The organism is Lysobacter sp. A286, from assembly GCF_054052105.1.
This window is the reverse complement of the sequence record NZ_JBSVRJ010000001.1, coordinates 1-15,643: the sequence shown is the minus strand read 5'-3', so window position 1 is coordinate 15,643 and position 15,643 is coordinate 1. Positions and strand designations below refer to the sequence as shown.

14 protein-coding genes are annotated in these 15,643 nt (G+C 65.7%); 3 read left to right on the top strand and 11 right to left on the bottom strand.

Going from position 1 to position 15,643, the window contains the following annotated elements; all coding sequences use genetic code 11:
* Positions 1-5 precede the first annotated feature (5 nt).
* From ACW7G0_RS00070 to ACW7G0_RS00055, 4 genes are all read right to left on the bottom strand, one after another.
* Positions 6-2,126, bottom strand: coding sequence for a S9 family peptidase (locus ACW7G0_RS00070; protein ID WP_456989394.1), 2,121 nt, complete (start codon positions 2,124-2,126; stop codon positions 6-8).
* Between the two features lie 117 nt (positions 2,127-2,243).
* Positions 2,244-4,370, bottom strand: coding sequence for a prolyl oligopeptidase family serine peptidase (locus tag ACW7G0_RS00065; RefSeq protein ID WP_456986844.1), 2,127 nt, complete (start codon positions 4,368-4,370; stop codon positions 2,244-2,246).
* Between the two features lie 110 nt (positions 4,371-4,480).
* A complete protein-coding gene (locus ACW7G0_RS00060) occupies positions 4,481-4,714 on the bottom strand; it encodes a hypothetical protein (protein WP_456986842.1) in 234 nt (77 codons plus the stop codon).
* A gap of 98 nt (positions 4,715-4,812) precedes the next feature.
* A complete protein-coding gene (locus ACW7G0_RS00055) occupies positions 4,813-5,748 on the bottom strand; it encodes a patatin-like phospholipase family protein (RefSeq protein WP_456986841.1) in 936 nt (311 codons plus the stop codon).
* Between the two features lie 241 nt (positions 5,749-5,989).
* Between ACW7G0_RS00055 and ACW7G0_RS00050 the strand changes: the two genes are divergently transcribed.
* Positions 5,990-6,208 carry a hypothetical protein gene (locus tag ACW7G0_RS00050; protein ID WP_456986840.1) on the top strand — a complete coding sequence of 73 codons (219 nt, stop codon included), beginning with the start codon at positions 5,990-5,992 and terminating at the stop codon, positions 6,206-6,208.
* A 33-nt stretch (positions 6,209-6,241) separates the two neighbouring features.
* Here ACW7G0_RS00050 and ACW7G0_RS00045 read toward each other — a convergent pair whose 3' ends face one another.
* A complete protein-coding gene (locus ACW7G0_RS00045) occupies positions 6,242-7,219 on the bottom strand; it encodes a helix-turn-helix transcriptional regulator (protein WP_456986839.1) in 978 nt (325 codons plus the stop codon).
* A gap of 118 nt (positions 7,220-7,337) precedes the next feature.
* On the opposite strand from ACW7G0_RS00045, the gene ACW7G0_RS00040 reads away from it, so the two are divergent.
* Positions 7,338-7,997 (top strand): DUF481 domain-containing protein, encoded by a 660-nt coding sequence (locus tag ACW7G0_RS00040; protein ID WP_456986838.1) that lies wholly within the window; start codon positions 7,338-7,340, stop codon positions 7,995-7,997.
* Positions 7,998-8,012: 15 nt separating this feature from the next.
* Here ACW7G0_RS00040 and hemC read toward each other — a convergent pair whose 3' ends face one another.
* The 5 genes from hemC to ACW7G0_RS00015 all read right to left on the bottom strand — a co-directional run bounded on the left by hemC (position 8,013) and on the right by ACW7G0_RS00015 (position 12,264).
* Complete coding sequence (gene hemC / locus ACW7G0_RS00035) at positions 8,013-8,951, bottom strand: hydroxymethylbilane synthase (RefSeq protein ID WP_456986836.1); 939 nt, start codon at positions 8,949-8,951, stop codon at positions 8,013-8,015.
* 16 nt (positions 8,952-8,967) lie between these two features.
* The gene (locus ACW7G0_RS00030) at positions 8,968-9,693 is read right to left on the bottom strand and encodes a LytR/AlgR family response regulator transcription factor (protein ID WP_456986834.1); all 726 of its coding nucleotides are present in this window, start codon (positions 9,691-9,693) and stop codon (positions 8,968-8,970) included.
* 51 nt (positions 9,694-9,744) lie between these two features.
* Entirely contained in the window at positions 9,745-10,449 is a 705-nt protein-coding gene (locus ACW7G0_RS00025; protein WP_456986832.1) for an alpha/beta hydrolase, read from the bottom strand.
* 49 nt (positions 10,450-10,498) lie between these two features.
* Positions 10,499-11,419, bottom strand: coding sequence for a TonB family protein (locus tag ACW7G0_RS00020; RefSeq protein WP_456986830.1), 921 nt, complete (start codon positions 11,417-11,419; stop codon positions 10,499-10,501).
* Positions 11,420-11,556: 137 nt separating this feature from the next.
* Positions 11,557-12,264: a pirin family protein gene (locus ACW7G0_RS00015; RefSeq protein ID WP_456986828.1), complete on the bottom strand. Its 708-nt coding sequence runs from the start codon at positions 12,262-12,264 to the stop codon at positions 11,557-11,559.
* Between the two features lie 273 nt (positions 12,265-12,537).
* Here ACW7G0_RS00015 and ACW7G0_RS00010 point away from each other — a divergent pair, with 273 nt between their 5' ends.
* A complete protein-coding gene (locus tag ACW7G0_RS00010; protein WP_456986827.1) occupies positions 12,538-13,953 on the top strand; it encodes an amino acid permease in 1,416 nt (471 codons plus the stop codon).
* A gap of 152 nt (positions 13,954-14,105) precedes the next feature.
* On the opposite strand, the gene ACW7G0_RS00005 is transcribed toward ACW7G0_RS00010, so the two are convergent.
* Positions 14,106-14,405 carry a hypothetical protein gene (locus ACW7G0_RS00005; RefSeq protein WP_456986826.1) on the bottom strand — a complete coding sequence of 100 codons (300 nt, stop codon included), beginning with the start codon at positions 14,403-14,405 and terminating at the stop codon, positions 14,106-14,108.
* Positions 14,406-15,643 lie beyond the last annotated feature (1,238 nt).

The following is a 15,643-nucleotide window of genomic DNA, read 5'->3' as shown; positions in this document are numbered from 1 at the left end:
ACAGCTCAAGAGGCCGGCGGAGCAACCTTCAGCTGATCCAGCGCGAACGCGTACATCTCGGCCAGTTCCCGATAGCGCCGGAACCGCCCCGACTTGCCGCCATGACCGGCGTCCATGTTGGTCCGGAACAGGATCGGTGCGTCACCGGTCGCCAGGTCGCGCAGCCGGGCGACGTACTTCGCCGGCTCCCAATATTGCACCTGCGAGTCCCACAGCCCGGTACCGATGAACATCGCCGGATAGTCCTGGTCGACCAGGTTGTCATACGGCGAGTAAGCCAGGATGTAATCGTAGAAGACCTTGTCTTCCGGGTTGCCCCACTGGTCGTACTCGTTGGTGGTCAGCGGGATGCTCGGATCCAGCATGGTGGTGACGACGTCGACAAACGGTACCTGCGACAGGATCAACTTGTAGCTGTCGGGTGCCTGGTTGGCGATCGCGCCCATCAGCAAGCCGCCGGCGCTGCCGCCATACGCGGCCACCCGGTCGCTGGCCGCGTAACCCTGCTCGACCAGGTACCGCGTCACGTCGATGAAGTCGTTGAAGGTGTTTTGCTTGTTCAGCAGCTTGCCGTCGTCGTACCACTGGCGGCCCAGCTCCTGGCCCCCGCGGACGTGGGCGATGGCGTAGACCATGCCGCGGTCCAGCAGGCTCACCACCGGCAGGTTGAAGGCCGGATCCATCGAGTACCCGTAGCTGCCATATGCGTATTGCAGCAGCGCCGCCTCACCGTTCTTCTGGAAGCCCTTTTTGTAGACCAGCGATACCGGCACTTTCACGCCATCGCGGGCCGGCGCCCAGACCCGCTCGGTCACGTATTGGTCCGGGTCGTAGCCGATCACCGGCTGGCGCTTGAGCAGCTTGCGCTCGCCGGTGCGGGTGTTGAGCTCGTAGGTGGTCGCCGGCGTGGTCAGCGAGGTGTAGCTGTAGCGCAACCAGTCGGTGTCGGATTCGGAATTGACCGCCAGGCCCATCGAGTAGGCCGACTCATCGGCCTGGACATACTCCGCATCGGCATTCAACTGGCCGGCCTCGCCGCGCAGCAGCCGGACCCGCTCCAGGCCACCGGAGCGCTCGGCCACCGCAGTGAACCCGTCGAACAGCTCGAAGCCCTCGATGAATACGTCCTCGTCGTGGCCGATCCACTCCTGCCACTGGGCGCGCGAGCTGGCATGGCTGGGCGCGGTCATCAGCTTGAAGTTGTCAGCCACCTGCCCGTCCGCATCCGGCGCGTTGGTGCGGATTACCCAGCGCCCGCCGTGGTGGTCGGCGTCGTACTCGACGTCGCGCTGGCGTGGCGCCAACACCACGAACTCACTCGGGTCGCTGGCCCGCGCGCAACGCGACTCGCTGGACACCGTGCTTTCCACGCCAATGCAGATGTACTGGTCGTCGCGGGTGCGGCCGATGCCCATGTAGAAGGTGTCATCGGACTCCTCGTACACCAGCACGTCGTCGCTGACCGGGGTGCCGAGCACGTGCTTCCGGACCCGCACCGTGAGCAGGGTTTCCGGATCGTTCTCGACGTAGAACAGGGTTTTATTGTCGTCGGCCCAGACGATGTTCGCCGCCACCCCGGCGATGACGTCATCGAAGACCTTGCCGGTCTCCAGATCCTTGATCCGGATCACGTACTGGCGGCGTCCGATGTCGTCCTCGGCCCAGGCCAGCAGCCGGTTGTCCTGGCTGACTTCCCAGTCGCCGACACTGAAGTAGTCCTTGCCGGCGGCCATCGCGTTGACGTCCAGCAAGACCTCTTCGGCGGCGTCCATCGAACCGTGGCGACGCGCATGCACCGGATAGTCCTGCCCGGTCTCGTACCGGGTGTAATACCACCAGCCCCGCTCGCGATACGGCACCGAGCTGTCGTCCTGCTTGATGCGCCCGACGATCTCCTCGTACAGGGTGTCCTGAACGCCCTGCAGCGGCGCCATCACCGTGTCGACGTAGCTGTTCTCGGCGTTGAGGTAGGCCAGCATCTCCGGGGCGGTGCGGCTGTCATCGCGCAGCCAGTAGTACTCGTCCTGGCGCTCGGCACCATGCGGCGCGGTGACGGTGTGCGGCTTTTGCGCCGCATCGGGCGGCGCGGGCAGGGTCTGGGCGAGGGTCGGGCTGGAGAGGGTCATCAAGGCGGCAAGCAGCAAAGTGGGATTCATGGGATGGGGGCCGGAAGTGGGAAGTACAACGGGCTACGGGGCGTCGCTCCTGCAAAAAAAGGCCGGGCATGCCCGGCCTTTGCGCATTCAGTCCGCCAACTGGTTCCACAGGAACGTATACGCCAGCGCGCTCATGTGCGCGGCCTGCTTGTTGTTGGCCGAGCCGCCATGACCGCCTTCGATGTTCTCGTAATAGCGCACGTCCTTGTCGGCCTCCAGCATCCTGGCCATCATCTTGCGCGCATGGCCGGGGTGGACGCGGTCGTCGCGGGTCGAGGTGGTGAACAGGGTTGGCGGGTAGTCCTTGTCGGCATCAAACAGGTGGTATGGCGAGAAGGTCTTGATGAACGCCCACTCCTCCGGCTTGTCCGGATCGCCGTACTCGGCCATCCACGACGCCCCGGCCAGCAGCTTGTGGTAACGCTTCATGTCCAGCAGCGGCACCTGCACCACGATGGCGCCAAACAGCTCCGGATACTGGGTCAACATGTTGCCCACCAGCAGGCCACCGTTGCTGCCGCCCTGGGTGCCGAGCTTGTCGGGCGAGGTGATCTTGCGTGCGACCAGGTCCTGGGCGACCGCGGCAAAGTCCTCATAGGCCTTGTGACGGTTGGCCCTGAGCGCGGCCTGGTGCCAGCGCGGGCCGTACTCGCCGCCGCCGCGGATGTTGGCGACCGCGTACACGCCGCCCTTCTCCAGCCACGCCGTGCCAACGTTGCCCGAATATCCGGGCAGCATCGATATCTCGAAGCCGCCATAGCCGTACAGCAGGGTCGGTGTCGTGCCATCGAGCACCAGATCTTTCGGCTTGACGATGAAGTACGGGACCTGTGTGCCGTCCTTGCTGGTGGCAAAGAACTGCTCGACCTTGTGGCTGGAAGCGTCGAAGAACGCCGGCATGGTCTTCAGCACCTGCGGCGCCTGGCCAACCTCGGCGATCGCCAACGTCTCCGGGCTGAGGTAGCCGTCGGCGGTGATCCAGATCATGTCGTTGTCGTCGGGGTCGACGGCCCACACCTTGACGCTGCCCTCGGGCTGGCCGACGAAGGCACTACGAGTCCATTCGCCCTGGGCGTCTTCCGGTGGGGTCAACACGCTGAGCTGGTTGCGCACGTCATCAAGCACGTTCAACACCAGATGGTTGGCGGTCACGGCCGAGCCGGCCAGCGAAGTGGTCTCGCTGGGCTCGAACAGCGCGGTGAACTCGCGCCCACCGGCCATGAAATCGTCGAAATTGGCCGCGATCAGGCTGCCGGCCGGCCAGGTCTTGCCACCGGCCTCGTACGGGTTGCGCAACTCCAGCACCAACCAGTCTTTGTGCACCGACTTGTTGGCCGAGTTGGGTGCATCGATCCTGGTCAGCTCGCCGTCTTCGCGCAGGTACAACTCGTCGTTGTAGAACGCCAGAGAGCGGCTGACGAAATCGCGCTCGAAGCCCGGGGTGTGGTCGTGGGCGGCGGCGATATACATGTCGTCGGGTTGGCCTTCATAGACCACCGTGGCCTCGGACATCGGGGTGCCGCGGGCCCACTGCTTGACCACGCGCGGGTAACCGGACTCGGTCACCGTGGGCGCGCCGTCCGCGTCGGGGCCAAAATCGGTAAACACGTAGACATGGTCGCGGTCGATCCAGCCCAGCCCGCCCTTGGCCTCATCGCGGAAGAAACCGTCGGTGACCCAGGACTGGGTGGACAGGTCGAACTCGCGGGTGACATCGGCGTCGGCGCCGCCGCGCGACAGCGCGATCAGGCAGCGCTCATAGGCCGGCTTCAGGCAGTCCGCGCCATGCCAGACCCAGTTCTCACCCTCGGCCTGGTTGAGTGCGTCCAGGTCGATGACGGTTTCCCACTGCGGCGAGTCCTTGCGGTACTCGGCCAGCGTGGTGCGTCGCCAGATGCCGCGCTCGTGCCCGGCGTCCTTCCAGAAGTTGTAGTAATAGTCGCCAATCTTGCTGACGGACGGGATCTTCGCCTCCGAGTCGAGGATCGCGAGGATCTTCGCTTCCAGCTGCTTAAATTCCTGCGTGCTGGCGAGCTCGGCTTCGGTCACGGCGTTGCGGGCCTTGACCCAATCAAGCGCCTTCTCCCCTTCGACGTTCTCAAGCCAGAGATAGGGATCGGACACGGCGGACTCCTGGGCGTGGGCAGCGCCCGCAGCAACGGTCAGGCCGGCAACGAGGATGGCGGCCTGGCAGGCCTGCGACAGCGTGGACATGGGCGCTCCGGTATCTAAACAAAGTTATCTAGACAAAGTTATCTGGACAAAGGTGAAACACGAAGCCCGCACGCTAGCACGGCGGCCCGATGCCGGCCGCGTGCACCAAGTCACCCGTGACGGGCCCTCCCAGCGAGTCGCGGGCGGCGGACCTGGCGCACCAACCACCAGCCACTCAGCGGCATCACCAGCAACCACAACGGCAGCCAGCCGATCATCTCGCTGGAACCGCGCGCCGCCGGCAGCAACACCAGCAAGGTCGCGCCGATCGCGCTGGCGTAGCGCAGCACGTCCTCGATACGCGGATCAATCGGATCGATGGCAACTCGGTCGGAACGGTTCATGGCGCGGCTCCTGATGGGTGGAGCCGCAGCATTGCGCTGCGCGATCTCACGGGCTGCGACCGCATGGATGACGTTGCCGCCACGCGCCTGGACGATGCTCAGTAGCCGGCGGCGTCGAGCACCTTGTCGGCTTCGGCGCGACCGATCGCGATGAGCTCGCGCGCGCGCCAGAACTCGTAGAACTCACAGGCATCGCGCGGGATCCGTATCACCAGTTCCGGCGGGTCCAGCGCCATCTGCACGCGCGCGATCTGTGCCTGCATGGTATCCAGCGAGCGCGCCATCAGCTCAATGAAGCCGTACTGGGATCCGGTGTCCATGGACGCGCCGACATCGTTGCCGTTGCGATGGAAGCGACGCTCGATCCAGTCGAGCAGCCCCCCGTGCGCAGGGCTCTCATCGCCGATGCGCGGTTCGGGTGCGTCCGGCTCCGCAGGCCTGCCGGGCGGGTTGCTCGGCCAGCTGTTCATGTCGACCGCAATCAATCGGTGCGCACCCGACAGGCGGGTCGCCGCGATCGGCAGTGGTGCCAGCAGGCCACCATCGACCAACTCGCGACCGTCTACACGGTGCGGGGTGAACACGCCGGGGATCGCGATCGAGGCGCGCACCGCATCCCACAGGTCACCGTCACGCAGCCAGACTTCGCGCTGGCGCGGCAAGTCGACCGCAACCGCGGTGAAGTCGATCGGCAGGTCCTCGATCCGGATGTCGCCGGTGCGTTTCCGCAACGCCGCCATCAAGCGCGTGCCTTCAAACAGCGCGGGCTGGCCAAACACCGGATCGAGCAGGCGCAACATGTCGGTCCGGCTCATCGACAACACCCACTCGCGGAACACGTCGAGCTGCCCGGCCGCAAACAAGCCGCCGACCAACGCTCCGCAGGACGAGCCGGCAACCGCGACGATATTCAGGCCGCGCTTCTGCAGTGATTCGATCACGCCGATCTGCGCGAACCCGCGCGCGCCACCGGCACCGAGCACCAGGGCGACCGGTTCGTCGCGCTCGATCCGGGGGGCGTCTGCGCCGGCCATCAGCAACCCGCAACCGGATCGAGCGAAAGTCCCGGCGGTCGGATGTCTGGGAGATCTTCGATACAGGCCATGGCAAGGGGCGTGGTTGCGGATCGAGGTGACCCTGGCTCAAGGATGCCACGGACGCGACGATCGCCAGCCGCTGCGAACGCGACGCATCGACGGCCGTCTTCACCCGCGGTCGCTCGCGTATCCGCCGTGCGGCCGGCACACTTGTCACCGGCGAACAGGAGGACACGTCATGAACACGCGGCTGTACATCGGTTACCTGTGTATCGCGCTCGGCTTCGCCTTCATCATGCTGCTCGGCTACGGCGTCATCGATCCGATCGGCATGGACATTGAAGCGGGTGCAGGATCGATTGGCGCGCTACTGCAGGGACTGCTGCCCAGCGCGCTGGTGGCGGCGGTCGCCGTCGTGCTCGGCCTGTACCTGGTGAGGAGCGCGCGCAAACCGTAGCCCGGCACGCCGTGGGGTTCGTCTACTGACCGGTCAGCGGGGGTCGCGCTCGTAGTTGCCCATTGCCAGCGACAACAAGGCGCGCGCCTGCTCCCGCAACACCGGTGGCTCGAGGATCTCGGCGTCGCTGCCGTAATGCAGCACGTCCATCAGCAGCTCGCGCCCGGAGCTGAAGGGCACCTTCAGTTCATAGCGCCCGTCATTGAGGAACCGGCCCTGCTGCTGCGAGTGCCAATGCTCGTCGGCCACCCAGCGCGCGGCCTTGGCGCTGAACACGATCGTCGCCCAGCCTTTCGGAGTGCCGGAGAAAATGCCGTAGCTGGAGGCCAGCTGGCGATCGAGCTCCTCGTCCGGAACGTCATGCACCGCCCCGTCTAGCTGGCGGGCGTTGCTGATGCGGTCGACCGCGAAGCTGCGCAATGCATCACGGTCGTGGTCCCAGGCATCCAGGTACCAGTTGTCGCGATAGTGGGTCATGCGTTGCGGCGACACCGTGCGCCGGGTGGCCTGGTCGGTGGAGCGGGCGCGATATTCGAATGCCAACTGCTTGCGGTCCAGCACCGCAGTGGCGACGTGGCGGAACGCGGTTTCGTCCAGTCGCCGGGTGCGGTGCGGGATTACGCGGATGCGCTCGATCGGCACCCGCCGGCCGCCGGCATGGTCGTCGAGCAGCTTCTCGATGCGGTGTTGCAACGGCGCCAGTGCGTTCGACAACACACCGCCGCCGCTGCGCAGCATCAACTGCTGGGCCGCCAACAGCGAGTGCAGCTCCTCGGAGTTCAGCCACAGGCCGGGCAACTCGAAACGATCACTCTCGTCGGGGTCGTAGCGGAACCCGGCCTCGCCGTTGCCGATCACCGGTGCCATCAACTGGTCGCGCAGGTAGGCGAGGTCGCGATAGACCGTCGCCCGTGAACATTCCAGCTCCTCCTGCAGACGCTGCACCGTGACCGGATAGCGCGCGGAAGTCAGGATCCGGTGCAGGGCGTGAATGCGTTCGATACGTTCCATGGCGCAAGCATCGCATCGGGCCAGAGCCGCCGCCACTATTGCCAGCTGAACCGACGTATTTGGGTCGGTACGTGATCATTGCCATAATGGGCGTTCCTTCACCGATCCATGGTTGACCATGCTTGGCACCTTGGGGCTGGTCCTGCTTACCGGCCCATTCATCACCCTGCCCACAGCGGCGGTTGGCGACCCGGCGCTGATGGCGCTTGGCAGCGACCCGGCGCAGCTGCGGCTGTTCTGCTATTCGACTCGCTGTGGCGATGAAGAATGGCAGCGCGCGGCCTCCCCGCTTGGCAATCATCTGGCGTTCGACAGCAAGCGCGGCGGGCGGCTGAGCTTGCCCGGCAGTGGCCCGTGGATCGGACTGAGCGCACCGGCACGCCCGCGTGATGCAAAGGCGAGCTACGCCAATGACTGGCGCATCGGCACCCGCTACCACCTGCAGGCGCTGCGCAACGGCCCGACCCAACTGGGCGTGCAGCTGGGCGCCGCCTACCGGCTTGCGCCGCTCCACGACGATGGCATCAACCTGTCCGGCCCGGTGCTGCGGGGCGAGATCGACATCGGGCACCAGATCACTGAGCGCGCACGATGGAACCAGACCATCCAGTTCGAAACCGGGCAAGGGGCGACGTTCGTCAAGCAGTCGGTTGGCCTGGATGTCGCCTTGTGGCCGTTCTGGACCCTGGAAGGCGACTTCCAGATCCGCCATAACGAGGCCGGTGTCACCGGCACCGAATCGGCGGAGTCGTCGCTGCAGCTGCGGCGACGGTTCTAGCCAAACCCTCTTTAGTCAGCCCCGCGTCGCGGGCGATGACAACGCTTGCGCCAGCAATTCGCCGGCGCCCTGGTCGAGCAACGCTCTGGCGACCTTCGCCCCCAGCGCCTCGGGGGCATCGGCGCTGCCCTCCGCATCGGCACGCACCGCGCCGCCGTTGGCTGCCGAACCGACCAGCCCGTGCAATCGCAAACGCTCGCCGTCAAGCGTGGCCAGGCCGGCGACGGGCACGTGGCAACTGCCGTCCAGGGCGCGATTCATCGCCCGCTCGGCCTCCACGCAGGTGCGGGTGTGGGCATGGTCCAGTGCCGCGCAAAGCGCCGCTGTGGCGGCATCGTCGTCGCGGCATTCGATCGCGATCGCCCCCTGCGCCGGCGCCGGCAGCCAGTCCGGTGCCTGCAACCGCGACCGGATCCGGTCATCAAAGCCGAGCCGTTGCAGACCGGCGCAAGCGAGCACGATCGCGTCGTAATCACCGGCATCGAGCTTGGCCAGCCGGGTGTTGACGTTGCCACGCAGGTCGCGCAATTGCAGGTCCGGACGCAGCGCACGCAATTGCGCCTGCCGCCGCAACGACGATGTGCCAACCACGGCACCCTCGGGCAGGCTGGCAATATTGTCGAAATGGTTGCTGATGAAGGCGTCCGCGTAGTCGGCACGCGGCAGGATCGCCGGCAACGCAAAGCCCGGCTCCAGCGCCATCGGCACATCCTTCAGCGAGTGCACCGCGCAGTCTGCCTCGCCGCGCTGCATCGCAATTTCAAGCTCCTTCAGGAACAGGCCCTTGCCGCCGATCGCGGCCAGCGAACGGTCCAGCACCTCGTCGCCGCGGGTACTCATCGGCACCAGCTGGACGAGGATTCCGGGATGCGCCGCGCGCAGGGCGTCGGCGACGTGTTCGCTCTGCCACAGGGCGAGCGGGCTCTTGCGGGTAGCGATACGCAGGGTAGTCATGCGGTCATTATCGCCGTTAAAGCTGCTTCAGCACTTCGCGCACCGCGCTTGCGCAGCGCCGACTGACTTCCAGCGGCTCGGCCACGTTCCCGAGCAGTACCGTTACCTGTCCGTCCGGGCTGCGGCGCAGCTCGGTGACCAGGTGACGGGAAACCAGGCAATTGCGATGGATGCGCAGGAAGCGCTCACCGAACTCGTCCTCCAGCGACTTCAACGACGCCTCGATCAGGTCCTCGCCGCGCGCGTGGTGGACCACGACGTACTTCTCGTCGGCGTACAGGTAATGCACGTCCTCGACCGGGATCAGCCGCAGGCTGCCGCGCAGGCGCGCACAAAGGTGACTGCGCGGGCCCCCGGGATGGTCGCCGGTACGCTCGCGTCCGGCGGCAAAGGTACGCACCCGTTCCAGCGCGGCGGCCAGGCGCTCGGCGCGAACCGGCTTGACCAGGTAGTCGATCGCCTCGGCTTCGAATGCCGACAGCGCGTGGATGTCGTAGGCAGTACAGAACACGACCGCCGGACGCGGCTCGAAGGCCGCCAGGTGGCGCGCCACCTCCAGTCCGTCAATGCCGGGCATGGCGATATCCAGCAACACCAGATCGGGGGAATGCTCGGCGCAGGCGTGCAGGGCCTCGGCGCCGTCACAGGCTTCGGCGACCACCTCGATGCCGTCCATGTCCTTCAGCAGTCCGCGCAAACGCTCGCGCGCCAGTGGTTCGTCGTCGACGATGACTACTTTCATCGGCCTGCCCCTGTATCCGTATGGTCGTGTGAGCTTCGCCGCGTCGCCGTTCTAGCTGGCGGCAAAGCGCGCCGCCAGCCAGTCGCCAAGGTCGCGAATCTGTTCGGCGCAAACCTGATGGGCCATCGGGTAGGCGTGCCAGTCGATCTTGAACCCCAGCGCGCGCAGCCGTGCGGCACTGGCTTGGCCTGCCGCGAACGGCACCACCGGGTCGAACTGGCCGTGGGCCATGAACAACGGTTGGGTCGGCGCCGCAGCCGGCACCGACTGTTCCAGGCCAGCCAGCGCCGCGGTCGACAACGGCAGGTAGGTCGACAACGCGACCAGCCCGGCCAGCGGCTCGCTGCGCCGCAGCCCCGCGGCCAGCGCGACCGCGCCGCCCTGCGAGAACCCGGCCAGCACCACGCGGTCGGGCGCGATGCCACGCTCGAGCTCGCGGGCGATCAAAGCCTCGACCTGCGCCACCGACTGGGTGACCCCGGCCTCGTCGGCGCGGTCGGTCATCTTGTTGGCATCGAGGCTGACGATGTCGTACCAGGCCCGCATCGACATGCCGTTGTTGATCGTGACCGCGCGCATGGGCGCGTGTGGAAACACGAAGCGCAGCCCCGGCCAATCCTTGCGGACCAGCTCGGGAACGATCGGCGCGAAGTCATTGCCGTCGGCACCGAGGCCATGCAGCCAGATGACGGCCCAGGTCGGGTCCGGGCGAGTTTCGTGCTCGACGGTTTCGAGCAGTTGGGCGGTATCGTTCATCGCACCATTGTCGCCGTTGTGCCTCGAGGCGGCCAGCGACCAAGCGCCGTCACCCCTCGGGCAGGGTGAAGTTGACCACACGGTTGGTAGTGACCGCTGTCGCGCCGGGCTCGAACCGCCAGCGCCTCGCCGCCGCGATCGCAGCCTCGTCGAACACACCTTCGGGATTGGCCGAGAGCAGCCGCGGCGCGCTGACGCTGCCGTCCGGCTTGATGGTGAAAGCGACCTGGACGTAGCCCTCGATGCCGCGCCGCAATGCCGACAGCGGGTATCGTGGAGCGGCATCCTGGAGCAGGCGCGGAATCACCGGCTTTGGCTTTGATTGCGGCCGCGTCGGCGGAGGGACGGGCTCGACGCTCGCCAGCTCGACGCGCGGCGGCTGGGCCGGGGGCTGCGAGGCCTCGATGGCGGGCGCGGCCGTCGCCGTTGGCGCAGGTTTGCCCGGGTCGGCAACAAGTACCGGCGCCGACGTTGATGCCCGCCGCGACGACTCGCTGGCTGCGCGTTCCATCTCGGCCTGGCGCGCTTGATGCAATACCTGCAGACCCTCGCCCAACCGCGGCAAGGCTGGCGCATCGGCGTCGATCCGTCGCAACAGCACCAACAGGCGATCCGCCTCGTACACATCGTCCTGCACGATCGCCTGCTCGGTGGCGATCACCATGTACGGCGACAACTCGGCCAGCGCCGCGGCCACTCCCGCGTCATTGGGCCGCTGCTCGCGCAGCGCCAGGTAGTAGTCAATCGCGCTGTCGCCGACCGGCAAGTGGATGCGGTTCTCAGCCATCGCCGCCATGGCGAGCACGGCGAGATCGCCGCGGCCAGGGTCGATGCGCTTTTCGATGACGTCACGCGCCGGCACGGCGGCAGCTGAGGAGGTGCCATCCACCGGCGCCGGTCCGCACCCGGTCACGTATGCCGAGGTCGCCAGCACGGCCAGCATCGCCGCGTGCCCCAATCGATCCGACATGCCCACGTTTGCGCCCCCCCTGCGCCACGAAACAGCGGACAGGCTAGCCGCGGAGTGTGACGGTTATGCGGAGCCGCTGGCCGTGCCGGGAAAGCCTGAATTGATCGCTGGCCACCCGAGGTTCATCGCTGTCGGCTTCATTGCAGCGACGGCAGGTCGAAGGCGAGGATCTCGGCACCGTCGCCGCGTTCGATCAGCACCTGCGACTCGTCGGCGTACAGCAACGCGTCGCCGGCAGAGACAGCGTGGCCATTCACCACCGCGCTGCCGCGGGCCATGTACACGTAGCCCAGGCGGCCCGGCGCAAGCTCCTGTACGGCCGCTTCGCCGGCATCGAACAGACCCGAATACATCCGTGCGTCCTGGTGGATCAGCACCGAGCCGTCGGCACCGTCCGGACTGGCCACCAGCCGCAGGCGGCCGCGCTTCTCGGCCTCCGGGAAAGCCTTCTGCTCATAGCCGGGCTGAATGCCGCGCACAGAGGGGATGATCCAGATCTGCAGGAAGTGCGTGGTCTTGCCCTGTTCGTGGTTGTACTCGGAGTGGGTGATGCCGGTGCCGGCGCTCATCCGCTGCACCTCGCCCGGCACGATGGTGGCGCCGGTGCCCATGGAGTCGCGGTGGGCCAGCGCGCCATCGAGGACGTAACTGATGATCTCCATGTCCTGGTGCGGATGGGTACCGAAGCCCTTGCCGCCTTGCACCCGGTCTTCGTTGATGACCCGCAGCGGGCCCCAGTGCATGTGGTTCGGGTCGTGGTAACCGGCGAACGAGAAGCTGTGATGGGAGTCAAGCCAGCCGTGGTTGGCGTGGCCGCGTTCCGAGGCGGGGCGCAAGGTGATCATGTCGGCGGTCTCCGTGTTCAAGGGGCGACGATGCGTCGCCGGACGGAAACAGCTTGATTGATATCATCATCAGGATAAACAACAAGTTTTATATCTGTACGTTCTATATTTGGCACAATTCCTTTGTGCGACCGCCAGCGGCACCTCATGGCGACGATACCTGCGTCGCCGGCCAGCCCCGGCGCACCGGCCACTACCCCAGAACGACCGCCGCCCCGCGAATCGCACTGACGGGTATCGTTGCGGGCTCGCCACTCGCAGCCCGTCCACCGAATGTCCCTTTCTCCGCAACTACCCGACCCCACTTCCGCCAGCTCTCCCGTCGGCGAGCCGCGGCTTCAACATGCCTTGAAGCCCCGCCAGCTGATCATGATGGGCCTGGGCACCGCCATCGGCGCGGGCCTGTTCCTCGGCTCGGGCGTGGGCGTGCAGGCGGCGGGGCCGGCGGTGCTGGTCTCCTATCTGATCGCCGGCGCGCTGGTGATCATCGTGATGCACGCGCTGGGCGAGATGGCCGCAGCGCGTCCGTCCAGCGGCGCGTTCTCGGTCTATGCCGCCGACGCGATGGGCCCGACCGCGGGAGCCACCGTCGGCTGGCTGTGGTGGCTGCAGATCGTGGTCGTTGTCGCGGCCGAATCGGTCGGTGCCGCCGGACTGCTGGCCACGGTCTGGCCCTCGTTGCCGGTGCCCTGGCTGTCGCTGTTGTTCATGGCGATATTCACCGCGATCAACCTGCTGGGCGTGCGCAACTTCGGCGAGTTCGAGTTCTGGTTCGCGATCATCAAGGTGATCGCGATCCTCGCCTTCATCGCGATCGGCGCGGCGCTGCTGCTCGGACTCCTGCCGGCGGCACCCTCGCCGGGGCTATCCAACTTCACCACCCACGGCGGCTTCGCGCCCAAGGGTCTGGCCGGGATTGGCGCGGCCTTGTTGGTGGTGGTGTTCGCGTTCGGCGGTACCGAGATCGTCGCCATCGCCGCCGCGGAATCCGAGCAGCCAGGGCGCAGTCTCGCCCGCGCGATCCGCACCGTCGCCTGGCGCATCCTCGTGTTCTACATCGGTTCGATCGCGGTGATCATCGCGGTGGTGCCGTGGACCAGCGACGCATTGAAGTCGCCGTTCGCGGCGGTGCTGCAGGTCGCCGCGATCCCGGGAGCCGCCACCGCGATCACCCTGGTCGCGGTGATCGCGCTGCTGTCGGCGCTCAACGCCAACCTATATGGCGCCTCGCGGATGATCTTCTCGCTGGCCGAGCGCGGCGAGGCGCCACGCGGCCTGGCCCGGGTAAACCGGCGCATGGTGCCACTGGTCGCGGTGATGGCGAGCGTCACATTCGGGTTCTTTGCCACCCTGCTGGAGCTGTGGTTCCCCGAGCGGGTGTTGCCCGCGCTGCTCAACCTGGTCGGTTCGACCTGCCTGATGGTGTGGACGATCACCCTGGTCTCGCAGCTGATCCTGCGCCGTCGCGCAGACCGGGCCGGCACACCGTTGCCGTTCCGCATGCGCGGTTTCCCGTACGTGACCTGGCTGGGTCTGGCGATCCTTGCATTGATCTTCGCGCTGACGCTGCTGTCGCCCGACTCCCGGCTGCAACTGCTGTCCACGATCGTGCTGACGCTGGCCATCGCCGCGGCCTGCAAGGTCGCGCGGCGGGCGCGGAACAGGAGCCGTCGCCGAACCGCTGGCTGAAACGCCGGAGACGAACGTCTTGATCAGCCGCTGGAGCCGAGGCCCGAACATGTGGCGGCGATGCGACGGCATGTGCATGAAAGCGTAATTTGTCCGCCCAGGAAAAGCACAGTTTGGCCGCGGCCGCGGCCGCCTGCGGCCTGTGCTATCCGTCAGGCCCGATCCACTGATCGAGCTCGCCTGAGCATCCGAGTAAATCCCAAACAGGATTGAGCACGAGTTTCGGCGTGCACGCCCGCTTCTGAAAACCTGAAGCGCTGGTGTCGCGCTGCAGCTTCTACCCATAACGCAGACTCCACGACCTCTGACGGACCATAGTCGAAGATCTCGCGGTGTTTGAGCAACGCAACGCAAACGCTGATGGCATCGCCGTCGCCAATGAAAGCAAGCTTCTTGCCATCTGCCCAGCGAGCGACCTGCTCGCTCTGCATTACCATGTCGCCAGTCTTCATGTAGATCTGGTCGACATTACGCAGAGGCCGCGGCCTATTCTGGACGACATCGGATGCGCGCACCGATGAAGCTGATCAACGCGACCAATTCAGGGCGATCAGCATACCGATTCGATCATCAACCGGATGTCGGCTTCCGGCCATGTGCGGACAACGACCGAAGGGGGCTCAAGAATCTCTGTCGAATGCGAGCTCTCTCAGATGTCTCGACGAGACTGTTCGCCCACGTCTTGATCTCAGAGTGCGAACTAGTCCTGTCGGATCAAGTCCCATCGTGATGCGCCGGTGCTCGTCTACTTCGGACTACGGTTGTCGAAGTTGCTTCATGGCGCCCACCCTGTACGAGGATCCGAGCTTACACCCGGGGCCATCCGAGCTCTATGTTAGTTTTGGGCCAAAACAGGCGTCTCGGCAGCTGCCCGAAGCGCCTCCAGCATCGTGAAGATAACGCCATCGTTATCGTCGTGTTCGCAGGGCCAAGGCATTGCTGATCTATCGACGCACTCGGAACCTGCGAGCTGTCCAGCTGCTTCTTGGCCACACGAAGCTGGAAAGCACTGTGCGCTATCTGGGGATCGAGGTCGACGATACTCTGGAGATTGCCGAGCAGACGGATGCCTGAGCTAAGGTCGTTTACTCCTCGATCTTGGTGGGTCAAGGAGCGGCCAGAAGCGGACGTAGCCATTTGGCAAGGCGCGAGGCTTTTTAGCAGGTTTTATTGGTGACCTGCTAATTTTATTAATCGTTTGCTTTCAGTGACTTAGGTGGCTGGCAGGCCGATCGATCAGGCCGATCATGGCTGCAACTCAGTCTGAAACCCTGGCTGCCAGACTCGATTCACATCGTTGGGGCCACGACCGTCCAAGGTCGAAGCTGCCCCTCCCCTACCCGCGATAACCCTCCCTAACCGCCGCGCTCTAGGGCGGCTGCTTTCGGCTAGAAGCGGGTATTAGACAAAATCTTCGCCCGAGAGCTACGACTGCCACCCCAAATTATGCAAAAACGACTAAATTTTCATAATTATGAAAATCGTCCTCGATCCCCATAATGCATGCACGAGTTGCCAGAAGACGCGCTCCCTTTACCTCCCACAGCCCGCCTTGAAGCGGCTGCTCTACCGCCGATAGCGCCCTCTAATCCCTGCCCTAGTGACGTCTGCTTCCGGCCAGAAGCAGACGTACGTTTTACACCCAGATTTTAGTAACAATCGACCATGCCCCGCCCTTCCCGGGCGCCCG